Annotated in this window: 18 protein-coding genes and 1 pseudogene; 11 read left to right on the top strand and 8 right to left on the bottom strand. The window is 70.6% G+C overall.

What is annotated here, in order from left to right; all coding sequences use genetic code 11:
- The first annotated feature begins 163 nt into the window (after positions 1-163).
- On the top strand, positions 164-1,630 hold the full coding sequence (locus ACWCPM_RS23395) for a sensor histidine kinase (RefSeq protein WP_450978239.1): 1,467 nt from the start codon (positions 164-166) through the stop codon (positions 1,628-1,630).
- Positions 1,631-1,868: 238 nt separating this feature from the next.
- On the opposite strand, the gene ACWCPM_RS23390 is transcribed toward ACWCPM_RS23395, so the two are convergent.
- Together ACWCPM_RS23390 and ACWCPM_RS23385 are read right to left on the bottom strand one after the other, a co-directional pair.
- Positions 1,869-2,126 carry a WhiB family transcriptional regulator gene (locus ACWCPM_RS23390; RefSeq protein ID WP_016639615.1) on the bottom strand — a complete coding sequence of 86 codons (258 nt, stop codon included), beginning with the start codon at positions 2,124-2,126 and terminating at the stop codon, positions 1,869-1,871.
- Positions 2,127-2,445: 319 nt separating this feature from the next.
- A complete protein-coding gene (locus tag ACWCPM_RS23385) occupies positions 2,446-3,414 on the bottom strand; it encodes a diacylglycerol/lipid kinase family protein (protein WP_450978182.1) in 969 nt (322 codons plus the stop codon).
- Positions 3,415-3,572: 158 nt separating this feature from the next.
- Between ACWCPM_RS23385 and ACWCPM_RS23380 the strand changes: the two genes are divergently transcribed.
- Positions 3,573-4,022, top strand: coding sequence for a hypothetical protein (locus ACWCPM_RS23380; protein ID WP_450978181.1), 450 nt, complete (start codon positions 3,573-3,575; stop codon positions 4,020-4,022).
- A 283-nt stretch (positions 4,023-4,305) separates the two neighbouring features.
- Here ACWCPM_RS23380 and ACWCPM_RS23375 read toward each other — a convergent pair whose 3' ends face one another.
- From ACWCPM_RS23375 to ACWCPM_RS23365, 3 genes are all read right to left on the bottom strand, one after another.
- Positions 4,306-5,481: an RNA polymerase sigma factor SigF gene (locus ACWCPM_RS23375; protein ID WP_450978180.1), complete on the bottom strand. Its 1,176-nt coding sequence runs from the start codon at positions 5,479-5,481 to the stop codon at positions 4,306-4,308.
- Positions 5,482-5,498: 17 nt separating this feature from the next.
- Positions 5,499-5,912, bottom strand: a complete 414-nt coding sequence (locus ACWCPM_RS23370; protein WP_004925829.1) for an ATP-binding protein — start codon at positions 5,910-5,912, stop codon at positions 5,499-5,501.
- A gap of 258 nt (positions 5,913-6,170) precedes the next feature.
- On the bottom strand, positions 6,171-6,431 hold the full coding sequence (locus tag ACWCPM_RS23365; RefSeq protein WP_450978179.1) for a UBP-type zinc finger domain-containing protein: 261 nt from the start codon (positions 6,429-6,431) through the stop codon (positions 6,171-6,173).
- A 62-nt stretch (positions 6,432-6,493) separates the two neighbouring features.
- Here ACWCPM_RS23365 and ACWCPM_RS23360 point away from each other — a divergent pair, with 62 nt between their 5' ends.
- Positions 6,494-8,107, top strand: a complete 1,614-nt coding sequence (locus tag ACWCPM_RS23360) for a Na+/H+ antiporter (protein ID WP_450978178.1) — start codon at positions 6,494-6,496, stop codon at positions 8,105-8,107.
- A gap of 33 nt (positions 8,108-8,140) precedes the next feature.
- On the opposite strand, the gene ACWCPM_RS23355 is transcribed toward ACWCPM_RS23360, so the two are convergent.
- Together ACWCPM_RS23355 and ACWCPM_RS23350 are read right to left on the bottom strand one after the other, a co-directional pair.
- Positions 8,141-9,043, bottom strand: coding sequence for a 1-aminocyclopropane-1-carboxylate deaminase/D-cysteine desulfhydrase (locus ACWCPM_RS23355; protein WP_450978177.1), 903 nt, complete (start codon positions 9,041-9,043; stop codon positions 8,141-8,143).
- 23 nt (positions 9,044-9,066) lie between these two features.
- Positions 9,067-9,657 (bottom strand): N-acetylmuramoyl-L-alanine amidase, encoded by a 591-nt coding sequence (locus ACWCPM_RS23350; protein WP_450978176.1) that lies wholly within the window; start codon positions 9,655-9,657, stop codon positions 9,067-9,069.
- A 291-nt stretch (positions 9,658-9,948) separates the two neighbouring features.
- On the opposite strand from ACWCPM_RS23350, the gene ACWCPM_RS23345 reads away from it, so the two are divergent.
- From ACWCPM_RS23345 to ACWCPM_RS23310, 8 genes and pseudogenes are all read left to right on the top strand, one after another.
- Complete coding sequence (locus ACWCPM_RS23345; protein ID WP_450978175.1) at positions 9,949-11,355, top strand: family 2B encapsulin nanocompartment shell protein; 1,407 nt, start codon at positions 9,949-9,951, stop codon at positions 11,353-11,355.
- Between the two features lie 118 nt (positions 11,356-11,473).
- Complete coding sequence (locus ACWCPM_RS23340) at positions 11,474-12,619, top strand: family 2 encapsulin nanocompartment cargo protein polyprenyl transferase (protein ID WP_450978174.1); 1,146 nt, start codon at positions 11,474-11,476, stop codon at positions 12,617-12,619.
- A 265-nt stretch (positions 12,620-12,884) separates the two neighbouring features.
- On the top strand, positions 12,885-13,109 hold the full coding sequence (locus tag ACWCPM_RS23335; RefSeq protein WP_450978173.1) for a hypothetical protein: 225 nt from the start codon (positions 12,885-12,887) through the stop codon (positions 13,107-13,109).
- Positions 13,110-13,127: 18 nt separating this feature from the next.
- A pseudogene (locus ACWCPM_RS23330) lies at positions 13,128-13,385 on the top strand (hypothetical protein); the annotation flags it as partial.
- Positions 13,382-13,630: a hypothetical protein gene (locus ACWCPM_RS23325; protein ID WP_450978172.1), complete on the top strand. Its 249-nt coding sequence runs from the start codon at positions 13,382-13,384 to the stop codon at positions 13,628-13,630. The pseudogene ACWCPM_RS23330 and the gene ACWCPM_RS23325, both read left to right, overlap by 4 nt.
- Positions 13,631-13,853: 223 nt before the next feature.
- Entirely contained in the window at positions 13,854-15,008 is a 1,155-nt protein-coding gene (locus ACWCPM_RS23320) for an anion permease (protein WP_450978171.1), read from the top strand.
- A gap of 19 nt (positions 15,009-15,027) precedes the next feature.
- The gene (locus ACWCPM_RS23315) at positions 15,028-15,261 is read left to right on the top strand and encodes a hypothetical protein (protein ID WP_450978170.1); all 234 of its coding nucleotides are present in this window, start codon (positions 15,028-15,030) and stop codon (positions 15,259-15,261) included.
- Positions 15,262-15,611: 350 nt separating this feature from the next.
- Positions 15,612-16,064 carry a hypothetical protein gene (locus ACWCPM_RS23310; RefSeq protein WP_450978169.1) on the top strand — a complete coding sequence of 151 codons (453 nt, stop codon included), beginning with the start codon at positions 15,612-15,614 and terminating at the stop codon, positions 16,062-16,064.
- A 106-nt stretch (positions 16,065-16,170) separates the two neighbouring features.
- Here ACWCPM_RS23310 and ACWCPM_RS23305 read toward each other — a convergent pair whose 3' ends face one another.
- Positions 16,171-16,758: an immunity 21 family protein gene (locus tag ACWCPM_RS23305; protein ID WP_450978168.1), complete on the bottom strand. Its 588-nt coding sequence runs from the start codon at positions 16,756-16,758 to the stop codon at positions 16,171-16,173.
- Positions 16,759-16,822 lie beyond the last annotated feature (64 nt).

The raw sequence follows: 16,822 nt of genomic DNA, 5'->3' as shown, positions 1-16,822 counted from the left end.
GCTCCGGGCTGCGGTGCCGGGAGGGTTGAGGGTCCCTCCCAGGCGCCGCGGCCCGCGGGTGTTCTCAGCCCCGTACGGTTTTCAGCCCTGTACGGTTTCGGCCCCGTACGGACACTTTTAGGACCTGCACAAACCGCCGGGTACGCTCGCAGACGTGCCCTCCATGAACGAACTGGTCCGCCAGCACACAGCCCTCGACGACTCCGATCTCGAGTGGCTCCATCTGCTGGTCTCGGAGTGGCAGCTGCTCTCCGACCTCTCCTTCGCCGACCTGGTCCTGTGGGTCCCGACCCGCGACGGCACGCGCTATGTCTCCGTCGCTCAGATGCGACCCAACACCGGCCCCACCTCCTACCAGGACGACATGGTCGGCCACCTCGTCCCGCGCGGCCGCCGCCCCATGCTCGACGCGGCGCTCGACGAGGGCCGGATCGTGCGTGAGGGCGACCCGGAGTGGCGCGAGGAGGTCCCGGTCCGCGTCGAGTCGATTCCGGTACGACGGGACGGCCGCGTCCTCGGTGTCATCGCGCGCAACACCAACCTGCTGACCGTCCGCACCCCGAGCCGTCTCGAACTCACGTACCTCCAGAGCGCCTCGGACCTGGCCCAGATGATCGCGGCCGGCGCCTTCCCCTTCGCCAACCAGCAGGTGGACATGGACGCCTCGCCCCGTGTCGGGGACGGCCTGATCCGGCTCGACGCGGAGGGCCTCGTCCAGTACGCCTCCCCGAACGCGCTCTCCGCCTACCACCGGATGGGCCTGGCCGCCGACCTCGTGGGCCACCATCTCGGCCGGACGACCGCCGAACTCGCCCCGAGCCGCGGCCCGGTCGACGAGGCACTGGCCAAGGTGGCCAGCGGCTGGGCGCCGCGCGAGTTCGAGATCGAGGCCCGCGACGGGGTCATCCAGTTCCGGGCCATTCCGCTCAAACCCAAGGGCACCCGCATCGGTTCCCTCGTCCTGCTCCGGGACGTCACCGAACTGCGCCGCCGCGAGCGGGAGTTGATCACCAAGGACGCCACCATCCGGGAGATCCACCACCGGGTGAAGAACAACCTCCAGACGGTGGCCGCCCTGCTGCGCCTCCAGGCCCGGCGCATCGAGTCCGAGCGTGGCCGCGCGGCTCTCGAGGAGGCGGTGCGCCGGGTCGGCTCCATCGCGATCGTGCATGAGACGCTGTCTCAGAATCTGGACGAGCGGGTGGAGTTCGACGAGATCGCCGACCGGGTGCTGGCGATGGTCGCCGAGATCTCGCCCGGCAAGGTCGCCGGCCGTCGCACCGGCCGCTTCGGCATCCTCGACGCCGAGGTCGCCACCCCGCTGTCCATGGTGCTCACCGAGGTGCTGCAGAACGCGCTGGAGCACGGCTTCCGCGAAGGCGACACCGGCACGGTCGAGGTGTCGGCGGTGCGTGGCGGGACGACGAAGGCGACCCGGCTCCTGGTCACGGTGCAGGACGACGGGGTCGGCCTGCCCGAGGGCTTCGACCCGCACACTTCCGGCAACCTCGGTCTCCAGATCGTCCGCACACTGGTGGAGGGCGAGTTGGGCGGCACGTTCGACATGGTCCCGGCGCCGGAGCGCGGCACGCGGGTCATCCTGGACATTCCGGTACGCGCGCAGAAGTGACCGGCCCGCGCGGGGTGAAGCGCCCATGAGTGAAGGGCCCGATCGGTGAAGTGCCGATCGGTGAAGGACCCCATCGGTGAAGGACCCTGGAGAGCAAAAAGTCCCGGACCAGAAGGTCCGGGACCAGTTGCTCGCTGCGTAAGCACATCGGGGGGTACTGCGCGCTGCGGCTCGGGGGCGGGAGATGCGTACTCGCTGTACGCGCCGCCAAGCTCAGGCTGTCAGCGGGGTGGGAATGTCAGGCGGAGGCCTGACGAGCCCGGTTGCGGGCGGCGCGGCGCTTCATCGCGCGGCGCTCGTCCTCGCTGAGGCCACCCCAGACGCCGGAGTCCTGGCCGGACTCGAGCGCCCACTGCAGACACTGCTCCATCACAGGGCAGCGACGGCAGACGGCCTTGGCTTCCTCGATCTGCAGCAGCGCAGGACCGGTGTTGCCGATGGGGAAGAAGAGCTCGGGGTCTTCCTCGCGGCAAACGGCGTTGTGACGCCAGTCCATGGCTGCTACCTCTCCTTGGTATTACGTGAAGATTGCTTGTGAATGTGAACGCTTTCACGAATCCCTCAACAAGTGAAGGGCCGACCACCGAGTCTTCCTCGGCGTGGTCCTTGATTGGAGAGGGGTTCCGGTGATCTGTGGAGGCCGGTGTTGCGGGCCGTCCCGATCGCCATGTAGAGACTCGCAAACCTCGGCGACGGATACAACCCCTTCCGAAAAGTTTTTTTTGATTCCTCGGTGTCGACTAGGTCACAGCCGTACTTCCATGGGGTGGACCCTGGTCTAAACGTTCGAGTGAAAGGACTTTGGCCTCTTCTGCTCACACAATCACACGCAGTGCACGGCGTACGCCTGTGAACGTCACGCTGGTGCGCAGTCCCAGGTGGTCACCGTCCATCTGAAGGGGGAGTGGCGCCTTCGAATGCAAGGTGAACTCATCCAGATCGTGCAGAGACACGGCGTGCTTGCCACGGGGTCCGCGCTCGGGGGACGAAGTGAGCAACTGGGTGCCATACCGGGCGACCGAGGCCGTCGACATCCGGCTGAGACCGAATACGTCGAGTCCGGTGTCGAACGACGCCTCGGGTGAGGCGTACATCGGGCGGTTGCCGAGGAACGTCCAGGGGGCGGTGTTGGACGCTATGCACAGCAGCAGGTCCGTCACCGCGTCCTCGCCCGCCCGCTCCAGGGTGATCGTGCCCTGCCGGCGGCTCGGCTCGCCCAGCAGCTGCCGCAGCACCTGGCGCACATAGAGCGCGTGTGTCGACTTCCTGCCGCGCTCGCGCTGCTGCTCGACCCTGCCGACGACACCGGCGTCGAAGCCGAGTCCGGAGTTGAAGGTGAACCAGCGGGACGGCACCGCCTCGTCCTCGGTGCCCGGCGGGCCCGAGGTGAGACCGAGTCCGACGGTGCGCTCGCGGCCCTCGCGCAGGGCGTCCAGCAGCGCGCCGGTCGCCTCGACGGCGTCGTTGGGCAGCCCCAGGGCGCGCGCGAAGACGTTGGTGGAACCACCGGGGACCACGGCGAGTCCGGGGACGTGGCCGGGGGCGGGACCGTTGTGCAGCAGACCGTTGACGACCTCGTTGACCGTGCCGTCGCCGCCGAGGGCGACCACGAGGTCGATGTCGTCGCTCTCCGCCGCCTGCCGGCCCAGGTCGCGGGCGTGTCCGCGGTACTCGGTGGTGACCGCGTCCAGCTTCATCTCGCTCGCCAGCGCATGGATGAGGACATCGCGCGTACGTGCGCTTGTGGTGGTTGCCGCCGGATTGACCACGAGAAGTGCACGCATGACTCGCAGGGTACCTACTGGGCGGTACCGGGCACAGGCCGGACCGGGTATCCGGTGGAGATCGACACGTGAGCCTGGACACGGGTGACCGGATGTACGCGTGGGACGCGGCCCGGGGTCCTCCGGGGCGGGGACGGGCCGAGGGCTACCCTTCTGGGGTGAGCGCTGAGCAGAACCGCACCGACTCCGATGCCGCGGCCGAAGCCGGTCCCCGTCCCGTCCGGCTGACCGTGGCCGCGGCGCTGGCCGCGCTGGAGGGGCTCGCGCTGGTGGCCGGCGGGGTCTGGGTCCTCGTCCTCGGACTGACCGGGCACCCGGACGACCGGCAGCAGGCCGTCACCGGGGGCGTCACCCTGATGGTGCTCGCGCTGCTGCCGCTGCTCGCCGCGCGCGGGCTGCTCGCGCGGCGCGGCTGGAGCCGTGGCCCGGCCCTCATCACACAGGTCATCTCGTTGCCCGTGGCCTACAACCTGCTCCAGGCCGACAGCATGGCCATTCCCGGCGGTATCGCCCTGGGGGCGGCGGCGGTCGTGTCCCTGGTCCTTCTTCTCCACCCGGAGACGACCCGGGCTCTTGGAATTCGGGGACCTGGAAACGCCGGGAAATAGCGGGCGTCCGGGGCGGGTTGCGTGTGGTTCCGCGGTACCGCCCCATCGCCGGCCCTGAAATTCCGCGCCGTTTCCGGGAGCTTTCCGGGGCGGTGATTTCCCCGCGGGCCGGATCGTGTTCCGCCCGCCTGCGGGATTTCCGCACGGCCGGGCGGACAGCCGATGTGCGCTGTTCACGCTGTCGGCGAATTGTCGCCCGGCAGCCGGGCACGCTTTTCACGCGGGCGGTGAACTCGCGGGCCGTGAACTCCCGATCCGTGAACTCCCGCGCCGTGTCCGGCGCCTACTCCTCCACCAGCAGCTTCTCCCGCAGCTGGGCCAGAGTGCGGGCCAGCAGGCGGGAGACGTGCATCTGCGAGATGCCGACCTCCTGCGCGATCTGCGACTGGGTCATGTTGCCGAAGAAGCGCAGCAGCAGGATCCGCTTCTCGCGAGGCGGGAGATCCTCGAGGAGCGGCTTGAGCGACTCCCGGTACTCCACGCCTTCGAGTGCCTCGTCCTCCGCGCCGAGGGTGTCGGCGACGGCGGGGGACTCGTCGTCGGTGTCGGGGACGTCCAGCGACAGCGTGGAGTACGCGTTGGCGGACTCCAGTCCCTCCAGGACCTCCTCCTCCGAGATCGCCAGTTTCTGGGCGAGCTCGTGGACCGTGGGGGAGCGGCCGTGCAGCTGCGAGAGCTCCGCGGTCGCCGTCGTCAGCGACAGGCGCAGCTCCTGGAGCCGGCGCGGCACGCGCACCGCCCAGCCCTTGTCGCGGAAGTGCCGTTTGATCTCGCCGACGACCGTCGGTGTCGCGTAGGTCGAGAACTCGACGCCGCGGTCCGGGTCGAAGCGGTCGACCGACTTGATCAGGCCGATCGTGGCGACCTGGGTCAGGTCGTCCAGCGGCTCCCCGCGGTTGCGGAAGCGGCGCGCGAGGTGCTCGACGAGCGGCAGATGCATCCGGACCAGCTGGTTGCGCAGCTCGGCGTACTCCGGGCTGCCCTCCTTCAGTCCTCGCAGCTCCACGAACAGGGCGCGCGCACCACTGCGGTCCTGCGGGTGGTGGTGGCCGGGCTGCGTGCCGCGCGTGGTCGCCGGGCCGGGCGCGGCATGCGCGTCGGGCACGTTCTGCACGTCCTGCTCCGCGTGTCGCTCGTGCTCGCTCATCGTCCCGCCCGTCGCCCTTCCCCGAGCCCTCGTCTCCGCTCGGACAGGGGACACTCCGATCCGTCGCTGCGCAGGCGCGCTCTGCACGGCACCGTCCTCGTCCCGCTGCCCGTCGTCCAGGAAGCCGGAATCCGTCGCCCCGGAGTCGTCCTCCGGATGCGGCCGGGCCTGCTCGGGGATGCCGTCGATGTCGTCCGCCGTGCGACGGGCACCGATCTGACCGTCCCCCGAACTCTCGGCGCCGCTCGAGCCGGGGACGCCTCCGGGCATCCCCGCCGGCAGCCCCCGTGTGCCGCGCTCTTCGTCCCGCACCGGCCCGTCCCCGTTCCTCACGCCGGCCCGGGTCCCGCGCCGCGCTGTTTGTAGAGGCTGATCGAAACGGTTTTGTCTTCGTCCACGGCCGAGGAGACCTTGCCTGCCAGAGCGGACAGCACGGTCCAGGCGAAGGTGTCCCGCGAGGGGGCGTGGCCGTCGGTGGTGGGCGCCGAGACGGTCACCTCCAGCGAGTCGTCGACGAGCCGGAAGACACAGCTGAGCACCGAGCCGGGCACGGCCTGCTGGAGCAGGATCGCGCAGGCCTCGTCCACCGCGATGCGCAGATCCTCGATCTCGTCGAGGGTGAAGTCCAAACGGGCCGCGAGGCCGGCCGTGGCCGTCCGCAGCACCGACAGGTAGGCACCCGCGGCCGGCAGCCGGACTTCCACGAAGTCCTGGGTCGCCGGCTCGCCTGCGATCTGGGACACCCTCACCTCCAAGGTGGTACAAGCTCTACGGGGCCGGGGTCGCCCCTCGGGGTAACGCGAAGTGTGTTCTGCGGTGACGCTACCGCGCTCGGAACCTACCTGTCCCCGGGACCCCGACCCCCTGCTGTCACTCATAGTAAACACATGAACACGCACAGTGGCTAGAGGGTGGGCGCCCCCAATTGGGAAGAGCGCGCGCCGGGTTGACGTACCCAGACGTCAGACGCTCGAACCGTCGTCCGGACGCCACGAACCGGGTCAGGCCAGGACGTGGTCCACGAAGCACCACCGCCAATTCTCCCCGGGTTCGAACGTACGCATCACCGGATGACCCGACTCCTTGAAATGCCCCGTCGCGTGCTGTCCCTCGGAGGAGTCGCAGCAGCCGACATGGCCGCAGGTCAGGCACAACCGCAGTTGCACCGGATGCGATCCGTCCGCCAGGCACTCGGGGCAGGTGTCCGTACGGGCCTCGGGTGCCGGGTGCGGCAGCTCGTCGGCGTGCGTGCACTGTTTCATGATTGCCAGGTTACGACGGGCGCGCGGGCAACCGCGCGGAAAACGAGGGTGGGCGAGGAACCATGGACGTGATGCCACTGCTGTTGCTGGTGGCGGGCAGCGCCGTGATCGCCGCGGCGGGCCGACGTACACCGGTACCGGCGCCGCTGTTGCTGGTCGCGGCCGGTCTCGCGTTGTCGTACGTGCCCGGAGTCCCGGAGTACCACCTCGACCCGCACATCGTGCTGCCGTTGATCCTTCCGCCGCTGCTGCACACCGCGGCCACCGAGAGCTCCTACCTCGACCTGCGCGCGCAACTGCGGCCGGTGGCGCTGCTGTCGGTCGGGTACGTGCTCTTCGCGACCTTCGTGGTCGGCTGGGCCGCTTATGTGATCGTCCCTGGCCTGCCGTTGACCGCGGCCCTGGTACTGGGCGCGGTGGTGGCGCCGCCGGACGCGGTCGCCGCCACCGCGATCGCCCGCAGGGTCGGGCTGCCGTCCCGGATCACCACGATCCTCCAGGGCGAGTCGCTGGTGAACGACGCCACCGCGATCACCGCCTACCGCGTGGCCCTCGCGGCGGCCGTCGGTGAGGGCGCGACCTGGGCCGGCGGCATCGTCGAGTTCCTGGTCGCAGCGGTCGGCGGCATCGTCGTCGGTCTGGTCCTCATGGTCCCGATCCACTGGCTGCGCACCCACCTCAGGGAGCCGCTCCTGCAGAACACGCTCTCCCTGCTGATCCCGTTCGTCGCCTACGCCGTCGCCGAGGCGGTGCACGCCTCCGGTGTCCTCGCCGTCGTCGTGGTCGCCCTGTACCTCGGTCATCGCGCGTGGGAGGTCGATTTCGCCACCCGGCTCCAGGAGAGCGCGGTCTGGAAGATGGTCGCCTTCGTCCTGGAGTCCGCGGTCTTCGCCCTGATCGGACTCCAACTGCCGGTGGTCCTGGAGGGACTCGGCGAGTACGAGGGGCCGGAGGCCGCCTGGTACGCGGTCGCCGTCTTCCTGGTGGTCGTCGTGACCCGGTTCGTGTGGGTGTATCCGTCGGTCTGCCTGCCCCGGATGCTGTCTGCGCGGATCCGGGAGCGGGAGGAGGGCGCCGACGGGGAGACGGGCGCCACCTGGAAGGGCGCGTTCATCATCTCCTGGGCCGGGATGCGCGGTGTGGTCTCGCTCGCCATCGCCTTCTCGATCCCGCAGGTCGTGGAGGGCGGCGAGCCCTTTCCCGGCCGTAACCTGATCCTCTTTCTGACCTTCACGACGGTCATCGGCACCCTCGTCCTGCAGGGGCTCACCCTGCCGCCGCTGATCCAGCTGCTCAAGCTGCCCGGCCGGGACGTGCAGGCGGAGACGCTGGCCGAGGCCAACGCCCAGGCACAGGCGTCCCGGGCCGCCGAGCAGCGACTCGACGAACTCCTCGCCGACGACCGCAACTCCCTGCCCGAACCCCTCGCCGCCCGGCTGCGCTCGGTCCTGGAGCGTCGCCGCAACGCCGTCTGGGAGCGTCTCGGCCAGTCCAACCCCGTCACCGGCGAGTCCGCCGACGACACCTACCGCCGCCTGGCGCGACAGATGATCAGCGCCGAGCGCGAGGTGTTCGTCAGGCTCCGCGACGGCCGCTTCATCGACGACGAGATGCTGCGGACGCTGCTGCGCCGCCTGGACCTGGAGGAGGCGGCGGCGTACCGCGAGTCGACCTAGTCGTATTGCCCTGTGAGGTAGGGAACTGCCTGGTCAGGGGAAGGGGCGGCCGGTGACGACGGCCGCCACCGTGCTCCCGCGCGCGAAGGCACCCTCCTCGGCGAGGGCGACAAGTCCGTACAGCATTTTGGCGACATAAAGACGCTCGACGGGCAGCCCGTGCCGGTCCTCGAAGTCCGCTGCGAAGGCGTCGAGTTCCGGGGCGGTGCGCCCGTAGCCGCCGAAGTGGAAGCGGTCGTCGAGATGCCAGTCGCCGCGCGGGCCGCCGAAGGCCGCCTCCTGGAGTGTCCGTATCTCCGCGTTCAGGAAGCCGCCCTTGAGCACCGGTACGCCGAGCGCGCGCCGGCCGGGTCCCAGCCCCGCCGCCAGGCCCGCCAGGGTGCCGCCGGTGCCGCAGGCGACCGCCACGACGTCGGCCTGCCCGCGCAGCTCCTCGCCCAGCGGCCGGCACCCCCGCACGGCGGAGGAGTTGCTGCCGCCCTCGGGGACCACAAGGGCGTCCTCGGCGCCGACCGCGCGCAGCAGGGCGGCGAGCGCGGCCGGGTCGGTCTTGCGTCGATAGGTCGATCTGTCGACGAAGTGCAGCCGCATGCCGTCGGCGGCGCACCGGGCGAGGGACGGGTTGAGAGGCCGGTCGGCCAGTTCCTGGCCGCGGACCACGCCCACGGTGGCAAGGCCGAGAAGCCGGCCCGCGGCGGCGGTGGCGCGCAGATGGTTGGAGTACGCGCCGCCGAAGGTGAGGATCGGGCGGCCGTGCGCCGCCGTGAGGTTCGGCGCGAGCTTGCGCCACTTGTTGCCGACGAGGTCGGGGTGGATCAGGTCGTCGCGCTTCAGCAGCAGCCGTACGCCGTGCCGCCCGAAGCGGTCGTCGTGCACCTCGCGCACCGGGGAGGGGAGCCGCGGGTGCAGCGTGGCGAGTGCGTCTGGGCCGGTCACCCGGCCATTGTCGCTCTTCCGGGCTACTTCAGTCGCTCGGCGATGCGCTCTCGCATCGCGGCCATCGTGAACCCGCGCGGGTCCACCTTTCCCGGCTGCCACTCCAGATGGCCGATGACCGACCGGTGTGTCCAGCCGTGCTGCCGGCAGATCGCGGCGGACGCCCGCTCGATGGCCTCCAGCTGCACCTCGGGCCAGGGATCCTTGCCGTCGCCGAGGTTCTCGCACTCGAAGCCGTAGAAGTGCCGGTTGCCGTCGGTGTTCGCCTCGTTGTCCGGCGGCAGCGCCTTCTCCGCGATCACCGCGCGCAGGACGTCGTCGTCGCCGAGGCCGGCGTGGTTGGCGCGGCCGTAGCCGACGAGGTGGACCCTGCCGTCCTTGGTGATGACGCCGTGGCACAGCGGGCCGGGAAGCCCCTCGTAGCCCTTGCGGCAGATCTCGACGGTCAGGGCGCTGCCCCGGGTCACGGTGTGGTGGATCATGACGCCGTGCACAGGGGCCCAGGGACCCTTGTGGTTGCGGTTGTGTTCCCTCCAGTTGCCCACCTCGACGACGGTGAGGCCCTCGTCCCGCAGGCAGTCGAGGAAACGGTTCGCGGACAGGGGTGAGGCCATCGGTGCCTCCTTCACGGCGCGACGGCCGCCCGGCGCGGCCGCCTCGTACACGCTGCTTGTACCGAACCGGGGGGAACCGGAACCTCCCGTTCGTACAGCGAGCGAGCAGATCCGGCCAGTGCGGCGAACGGATGCCGTTCGAGGCGAAACCCATGTATGCCCAGGGGGAGTTGATCCAATCCCGCTCTTTCGGGTAATAGCACCATCGGGGTCCGTACTGGAAGGCTTCGTCGCGGAGATCGGTGCCCGGGGCAATCCGTTGCCAGGGCATGACCGGGAGGGCAATTCCTTATGTCGGTAGGCGATGAGGTCCGCACGGAACAGACCAAGCCGCAGCAGAGCCTCGGCACGGCGGCCGCGCGGAACCTGGCCACCACCACCAAGTCCGTACCCCAGATGCAGGAGATCAGCTCGCGCTGGCTGCTGCGCATGCTGCCGTGGGTGGATGTACAGGGCGGCACGTACCGCGTGAACCGGCGTCTCAGCTACGCCGTGGGAGACGGACGCATCACCTTCGTGAAGACCGGCGACCGTGTCGAGGTCATCCCCGCGGAGCTGGGCGAGCTGCCGGCCCTGCGGTCCTACGAGGACGACGAGGTGCTGACCGAGCTCGCCCGGCGCTGTGAACAGCGCGAGATCGCCGCGGGCGAGGTGATCGCCGACTTCGGCAACCAGACCGACGAGGTGTACCTGCTGGCGCACGGCAGGGTGGAGAAGATCGGCACCGGCCCCTACGGCGGCGACGAGAGCCTCGGTGTGCTCGCCGACGGCGCCTACCTGGGCGAGCAGGCGCTGCTGGACCCGGACGCCATCTGGGAGTTCACGGCCCGCGCCATCACCCCCTGCACGGTCCTCGTGCTGTCCCGGCAGCACGTCGAACAGCTCGCCGAGCGCTCGGACTCGCTGCGCGAGCACCTGGAGGAGCGGCGCGCGGTTCCGCAGCAGCACACCAACAAGTACGGCGAGAAGGCGATCGACCTCGCGGCCGGTCACGCCGGAGAGCCGGACATCCCGCACACCTTCGTGGACTACGACGCGCGGCCCCGCGAGTACGAGCTGAGCATCGCCCAGACGGTGCTGCGCATCCACTCACGCGTGGCCGACCTGTACAACCAGCCGATGAACCAGACCGAGCAGCAGCTCCGGCTGACGGTCGAGGCGCTGAAGGAGCGCCAGGAGCACGAGCTCGTCAACAACCGTGAGTTCGGGCTCCTGACCAACTGCGAGTACGACCAGCGCATCCAGCCGCACGATGGTGTGCCCGGCCCGGACGACATGGACGAGCTGCTCAGCCGCCGGCGCGGGACCAAGATGTTCCTCGCCCACCCGCGCGCGATCGCCGCGTTCGGCCGTGAGCTCAACAAGCGGGGCCTGGTGCCGGAGACGATCGACGTCGGCGGCAACCGCATCCCGACCTGGCGCGGTGTGCCGATCTACCCGTGCGGCAAGATCCCGGTCACCGAGGCCCGGACCACCTCGATCATCGCGATGCGTCTGGGCGAGTCGGACCAGGGTGTGATCGGTCTGCGCCAGTCCGGCATCCCGGACGAGCTCGAGCCGAGCCTGTCGGTGCGGTTCATGGGCATCAACGAGCAGGCCATCATCAAGTACCTCGTGACGGCCTACTACTCGGCGGCGGTCCTCGTGCCGGACGCGCTCGGCGTGCTGGAGAACGTCGAGATCGGCCGCTGGCGGTGACCTGCCCGATCCCAGTGTTGTGTCCCCGCCCGGCAGGGCGGGTACACCTCGGGGTACGCGCCCGGCCGGAGCGGAAGCGCCGCTGCCCGCAGACTCTCCGAGGGGGGACCTCGTCGTCATGACCGAGTCCGTGACCGAGCCGCAGGAGCAGTCGCCGACGGCCGCCGTGCGGCGCCGGGCCGGTGTACCCGGGAGCCGGAGTGCCGTCGAGCCCCGAACGGACGGCGGTCCGGGGCCGCTCGAAGGTCCCGAGGCGGTGGTGATCCTGGAGCGCGCGCGGGCGTCGGTCGACCCCGAGCTGCACTCGGCGATCGACTCGCTGCCCGCCGCGATGCGCCGGGTGGCGCGCTACCACTTCGGCTGGGAGCACGCGGACGGCAGACCGGCGTCCGGCAACGCGGGCAAGGCGATCCGGCCCGCGCTCGTCCTCGCCGCGGCGTCGGCGCTCGGCGGTTCCCCGGCGCAGGAGAGTGCGGTCCGTGCGGCCGCGGCGGTGGAACTGGCACACAACTTCACGCTGCTGCACGACGACGTGATGGACCGGGACACCACACGCCGGCACCGGCCCACGGCGTGGACGGTGTTCGGCAGCAACGACGCGATCCTCGCCGGGGACGCCCTCCATGCGCTCGCCCTGCGACTGCTCGCGGAGGACCCGCACCCGGCGTCCTCGGCCGCCTCCGCCCGGCTCGCCTCCTGCGTCGTCGAGCTGTGCGAGGGGCAGCAGATCGACACGGCCATGGAGCGGCGCGGGCCCTCGGAGGTCACCCTCGACGAGGTGCTCGCCATGGCCGAGGCGAAGACAGGGGCGCTGCTGGGGTGCGCGTGCGCGGTCGGCGGGCTCTACGCCGGGGCGTCCTCGGCCGACGTCGAGGCGCTGGACGCGTTCGGCCGTCAGGCCGGGCTCGCCTTCCAGCTCATCGACGACGTCATCGGCATATGGGGCGACCCGAGCCGCACCGGCAAGCCGGCCGGTGCGGATCTGGCGGCCCGCAAGAAGTCCCTGCCGGTGGTCGCCGCGCTGGCCTCGGGGACACCGGCCGCCGTCGAGCTCGCCGAGCTGTACGAGGCGCCATACGAGGGCGGTGACCTGGAGCCCACGGTGCTGGCGGTGGAGCGGGCGGGCGGACGGGACTGGGCACAGGTCCAGGCGTCCGAGCGGATGGCGCGGGCGATGCAGGAGCTGGCCCGTGCGATTCCCGACCCTGAGGAGGCGGGCGGACTGCTCGCCCTCGCCGAGTTCGTGACGCGCCGCAGTACCTGAGCGCGCGGCGCGCCATGAGAAGGCCCCGGACCAGCCCGGGCCCTGCGGTTCCTGACCGCACGGCCCGGCCGGTCCGGCTCGGTCGGGTCCCGCACATCCCCACGGTGTGCGGGGCCCGCCTCTGTCCGCGGTCCTGCGGTTCGCCGTGTCTGCCGTGCCCGCCGTGGAGGTTCGCCGCGCCCGCCGCCCGCCGTACTGCGGCGGGAAGCCTCGGGAGGGCGTACAGCGGGAAGCGCTGCGCCGCCGTCCGCCCTACGCTGAGGGCATGGACAGCGCACAACATGTCTGTCCCGACTGCGGACAGCCCGTCGACACGATCGTCCGGCGTCACAAGACGCTGGGCGCGTGGGTCCCGGTGTGGGTGGCCGGACCGTGCCACAACCCCCGATGCGGAGCGCCCGCCACGAAGGGCGCCCCACCCGAGCAGGAGCGGCCGGCGACGACCGGTACCGAGCGCCCCGAAACCGAGACAGTGGCCGAGAAACCCTGAGAGCCTGAGCGGCGGGGCATGGTGCATGGCCCGCGGGCCGGGCTCGCCGCACTGGACTCACTGGACGACGACCTGGGCACGGGTCACCGCCTGGACGCGGTGCGCGCGCATCTGCTGGAGCGTACGGGCGAGTACGAGGCCGCCCGCGCCGCCTACGAGTCGGCGGCCGGAAGGACGCTGAGCCTGCCGGAACAGCGGTATCTCCGGGCACGGGCGGCACGGCTCAAGCGCTGGCGTGCCGTCACATGGGTCGTGGGCGGGGGAGGTTCGGCTTGACGAGGGAAGCCGGTGGCCGGCGTCGCCGGGGGTGGCGGTGGGCCGTGCTGGTGTGGGCGGTGACCGCGGCAGCCGGGGGCGGTCTGACGTTGTGGTTGCAGGACTCGGCGGAGACGCCGGGTCCGTACGGCTGGGAAGAGGCGACGCCGGTGTCGCAGGACCCCGAGGCCGTGTGCCCCGTACCGACGCCGCTGCCGCCCGGCGGCGGCGTGGTCGACTACTCCTGCATCGTCACGGACCCGTAGGCGGTCCGCCCGTCTCCGGGTCCCGGCCGGTCAGCAGGTGCCGCACCGCCGGGTCACGCAGCACCGTCCGGCGGGCGCCGACGGCGACGGACGTGCCCCGAGCCGTTCGTGCACGCCCAGGGCGTCAGGCGGGGGTGCGGGCCTGCCCGGCGGCCCGGGAGAGCAGACACAGCCTTTGCCTTTCGTTCAGCGGCAGTTGGGACAAAGCGGAATACATCGATATATGGACCACATCACGTTTCTCGTGGCGGTCGTCATCGTCACCGCGCTCGCCTTCGACTTCACCAACGGATTCCACGACACGGCGAACGCCATGGCCACCTCCATCGCCACCGGCGCACTGCGGCCGAAGGCGGCGGTCCTGATCAGCGGCGTCCTCAATGTCGTGGGCGCCTTCCTGTCCACCGAGGTGGCGAAGACGATCTCCGGTGGCATCGTGGACGACTCCCTGGTCACCCCAGGGATGATCTTCGCGGGACTGGTCGGGGCGATCCTGTGGAATCTCCTGACCTGGCTGCTCGGCCTGCCGTCGAGCTCGTCGCACGCGCTGTTCGGCGGGCTGATCGGAGCGGTGTGGGTCGGCGCGGGCGCCCACGGAGTCAACTTCGACATGGTGATCGAGAAGGTGATCATCCCGGCGCTGGCCTCCCCGCTGGTCGCCGGCGTCACCGCGCTGGCCGCGACCTACCTCGCCTACCGGATCACCGCCCGCGCCCGCCGCGGCCCGGTCGAGAAGGGGTTCAGGACCGGGCAGGTGGCCTCGGCCTCGCTGGTCTCGCTCGCGCACGGCACGAACGACGCCCAGAAGACCATGGGCGTGATCACGCTGACGCTGATCTCCGCGGGCGCGCTCAGCCCCGGCTCGGGTCCGCCCCTGTGGGTGATCGCCTCCGCGGGCCTGGCCATCGGCCTCGGCACCTATCTCGGCGGCTGGCGGATCATCCGCACGATGGGCAAGGGGCTGACGGAGATCCAGTCACCGCAGGGTTTCGCGGCGGAGACCGCCTCCACCGCCGTCATCCTCTCCTCCGCGCACCTCGGGTTCGCGCTCTCCACCACGCAGGTCTGCTCCGGGAGCATCCTCGGCGCGGGCCTCGGACGTCGACTGGCGGAGGTGCGCTGGGGAGTGGCCGGCCGGATGCTGATCGCCTGGATGGTGACGCTGCCCGCGGCGGCCCTGGTCGGCGGCCTCGCGGCGAGCGCGGTCACGTACGGCGGCAACCTGGGCACCGCGCTGGTCGCGCTGGTCGGCCTGGCCCTCGCCGCCGGCATCTTCGTGCTGTCGCGCCGCAATCCGGTGGACGCCCGCAATGTCAACGAGTCCCACGAGGTGACCGTTCGCGCCGCCTCGCACGACAAGGCCAGGACGGCCACCTGAGTCAGGGAGTTGAGCAACGATGGAACTGCACTGGAGCGCGCTCGGAGAGGTCGCCGCGGTGAGCTTCGGCGCCACCGTGGCGGTGGTGGTCGTCTTCGCCCTCGGCGTCCTCGGACTCGACCGGGTGGAGGACGGCCGCGACAAGGGGCGCGGGACGCCGGTACTGGCTCTCACACAGGCGGGGGTGTGCTTCCTCGCGTGCGCGGCCGTGGTGGCGTACGGGATCTATCTGCTCGTACCGCACTTCCACTGACCGCGACGCCGACGGGGCCCGGCCGCCGGCGCGGTCGGACCCCGTCACTCGCCCCGACCGGCGGCGGTACACCGACCGCCGGCCCTGTGCGGGACTCAGGCCTTCTTGGTCCCCTAGTAATCGGCCAGGTGGGTGACCTGTGGGGATCTTCCCTGTGGGGTGCTGACCTGGCCTTTTGCTGATGGCTGGCGATGGGGTGCGACGGTCTTGATCGGGTGTCCTGCGGACTGTGTGCGGACTGGCCGAGGGTCCGGCACGAGCGACACTATGTTCAGGCTGGCCTGGCGGGCGCAGCGTGGTGGCGGCGAATGCAGATGCCCAGTCAGGTGCCCATCGGGCACGATCTCGGCATGTCTACCGAAGTCAGCGGGATGATTGAGTGTCGACCCGGCGCCCGCCTTTGGGGCCCTGATGACGAGGACTCCGTATGGCAGGCCGCCATCGACCTCTTCCTCCTCAACAACGGCAACGCCTACGACGCCCTCGCCTGCCTTTTCGGCATCCGCAACTCCTTCGGCTTTCGTCCGCTGACCGAAGGCCGCGGCTTTCCGGCTGACGCGTCCGAGGTGCTGCGAACCGAGTACGCCACTTACGGCGGCCCTCCTGACGTACACGGCACAACGTGGATCACCTGGTCCGAGCTCGCCGCCGCTAACTGGAGCGAGACGGACAGTTCCGGTACGCGCAGTCGCGACGGTGTTGCGGGGAACGAGACCGACTGGGGACCGGTCTGGAGCGTGATGCGAACGCTCGGCGAGCTTCACGGAGCGGACCAAGTGCGGCTCGTCGTCTGGTTCCACTGATCGCAAGATTGGCAGCCGGACGGGCCAAGGGGTAAGAGCTCCCGCCTTCTTCACGTCGCCCCTGCATGCCTTCTCCGAATTCTCGCCCCCCGCTGCCTCCAACTGCTCAGTCCTCGACGGCAAGGAGCTGGACCAGGCCAACCCAGTTCTCCTCGTCGGCCTCGGTGTGGGTGGCGCGGACGCTCCAGCGGCCAGGAGGCAGGGAGACTCCTGCCTGTGCAGGAAGTCCACCACCCGGATACTGCACGTTCAGCTCAGCACCTGCTTCGGCGGAGTCCATGAGTACAGCTGGACCGTCCGTGATCCACATCCCGCACTCCTCCCACTGGGTGGCGGGATCTGCGAGGACAGCTTCGGCCGCGGCCTTGAGCCCGGTTTCAGAGTCGGCGGCGAGCCAGCGGAGGAAGGCGTGATGCTCAGGCATGTAACAGGTCGTGGCGGGTTCGTCCCCCAGGACCAGCGCCTGCACCCCGTCCTCGCCGACGGCGATCGCACCGGCCAGATCGTCCACCGCGCAGGCCCTGTCGTAGTCGTCCGGATCGACTCCGCCGCCCACGAGCATCCCGCTCTCCGTGCACCCGCGCCATGCATCCAGCGCGGAGACGGGAATCACGATCAAGGGACCGCCCATCGACTCCACCCAGTCAAAGGGGGCGTGTGACGTCTCGGCTGCGACGGACGAGGAGGATCTCATAGCGGCAGTGTGCACTCAGGCACCGACAACGTTCCTCCGCGGGCACGTGCCGACCGGTTTTGGG

It is taken from the genome of Streptomyces sp. NPDC002309, assembly GCF_053593375.1.
The sequence above is the reverse complement of the archived record's forward strand: the minus strand, read 5'-3'. Positions and strand labels throughout refer to the sequence as shown.

Excerpts from the sequence above, each read along its gene's own strand:
- ACWCPM_RS23360 (WP_450978178.1), top strand. The coding sequence starts at position 6,494 with ATGGACGTGATGCCACTGCTGTTGCTGGTGGCGGGCAGCGCCGTGATC.
- ACWCPM_RS23335 (WP_450978173.1), top strand. The coding sequence starts at position 12,885 with ATGGACAGCGCACAACATGTCTGTCCCGACTGCGGACAGCCCGTCGAC.
- ACWCPM_RS23340 (WP_450978174.1), top strand. The coding sequence starts at position 11,474 with ATGACCGAGTCCGTGACCGAGCCGCAGGAGCAGTCGCCGACGGCCGCC.
- ACWCPM_RS23305 (WP_450978168.1), bottom strand. The coding sequence starts at position 16,758 with ATGAGATCCTCCTCGTCCGTCGCAGCCGAGACGTCACACGCCCCCTTT.
- ACWCPM_RS23320 (WP_450978171.1), top strand. The coding sequence starts at position 13,854 with ATGGACCACATCACGTTTCTCGTGGCGGTCGTCATCGTCACCGCGCTC.
- ACWCPM_RS23365 (WP_450978179.1), bottom strand. The coding sequence starts at position 6,431 with ATGAAACAGTGCACGCACGCCGACGAGCTGCCGCACCCGGCACCCGAG.
- ACWCPM_RS23395 (WP_450978239.1), top strand. The coding sequence starts at position 164 with ATGAACGAACTGGTCCGCCAGCACACAGCCCTCGACGACTCCGATCTC.
- ACWCPM_RS23310 (WP_450978169.1), top strand. The coding sequence starts at position 15,612 with ATGTCTACCGAAGTCAGCGGGATGATTGAGTGTCGACCCGGCGCCCGC.
- ACWCPM_RS23315 (WP_450978170.1), top strand. The coding sequence starts at position 15,028 with ATGGAACTGCACTGGAGCGCGCTCGGAGAGGTCGCCGCGGTGAGCTTC.
- ACWCPM_RS23350 (WP_450978176.1), bottom strand. The coding sequence starts at position 9,657 with ATGGCCTCACCCCTGTCCGCGAACCGTTTCCTCGACTGCCTGCGGGAC.
- ACWCPM_RS23345 (WP_450978175.1), top strand. The coding sequence starts at position 9,949 with ATGTCGGTAGGCGATGAGGTCCGCACGGAACAGACCAAGCCGCAGCAG.
- ACWCPM_RS23385 (WP_450978182.1), bottom strand. The coding sequence starts at position 3,414 with ATGCGTGCACTTCTCGTGGTCAATCCGGCGGCAACCACCACAAGCGCA.
- ACWCPM_RS23390 (WP_016639615.1), bottom strand. The coding sequence starts at position 2,126 with ATGGACTGGCGTCACAACGCCGTTTGCCGCGAGGAAGACCCCGAGCTC.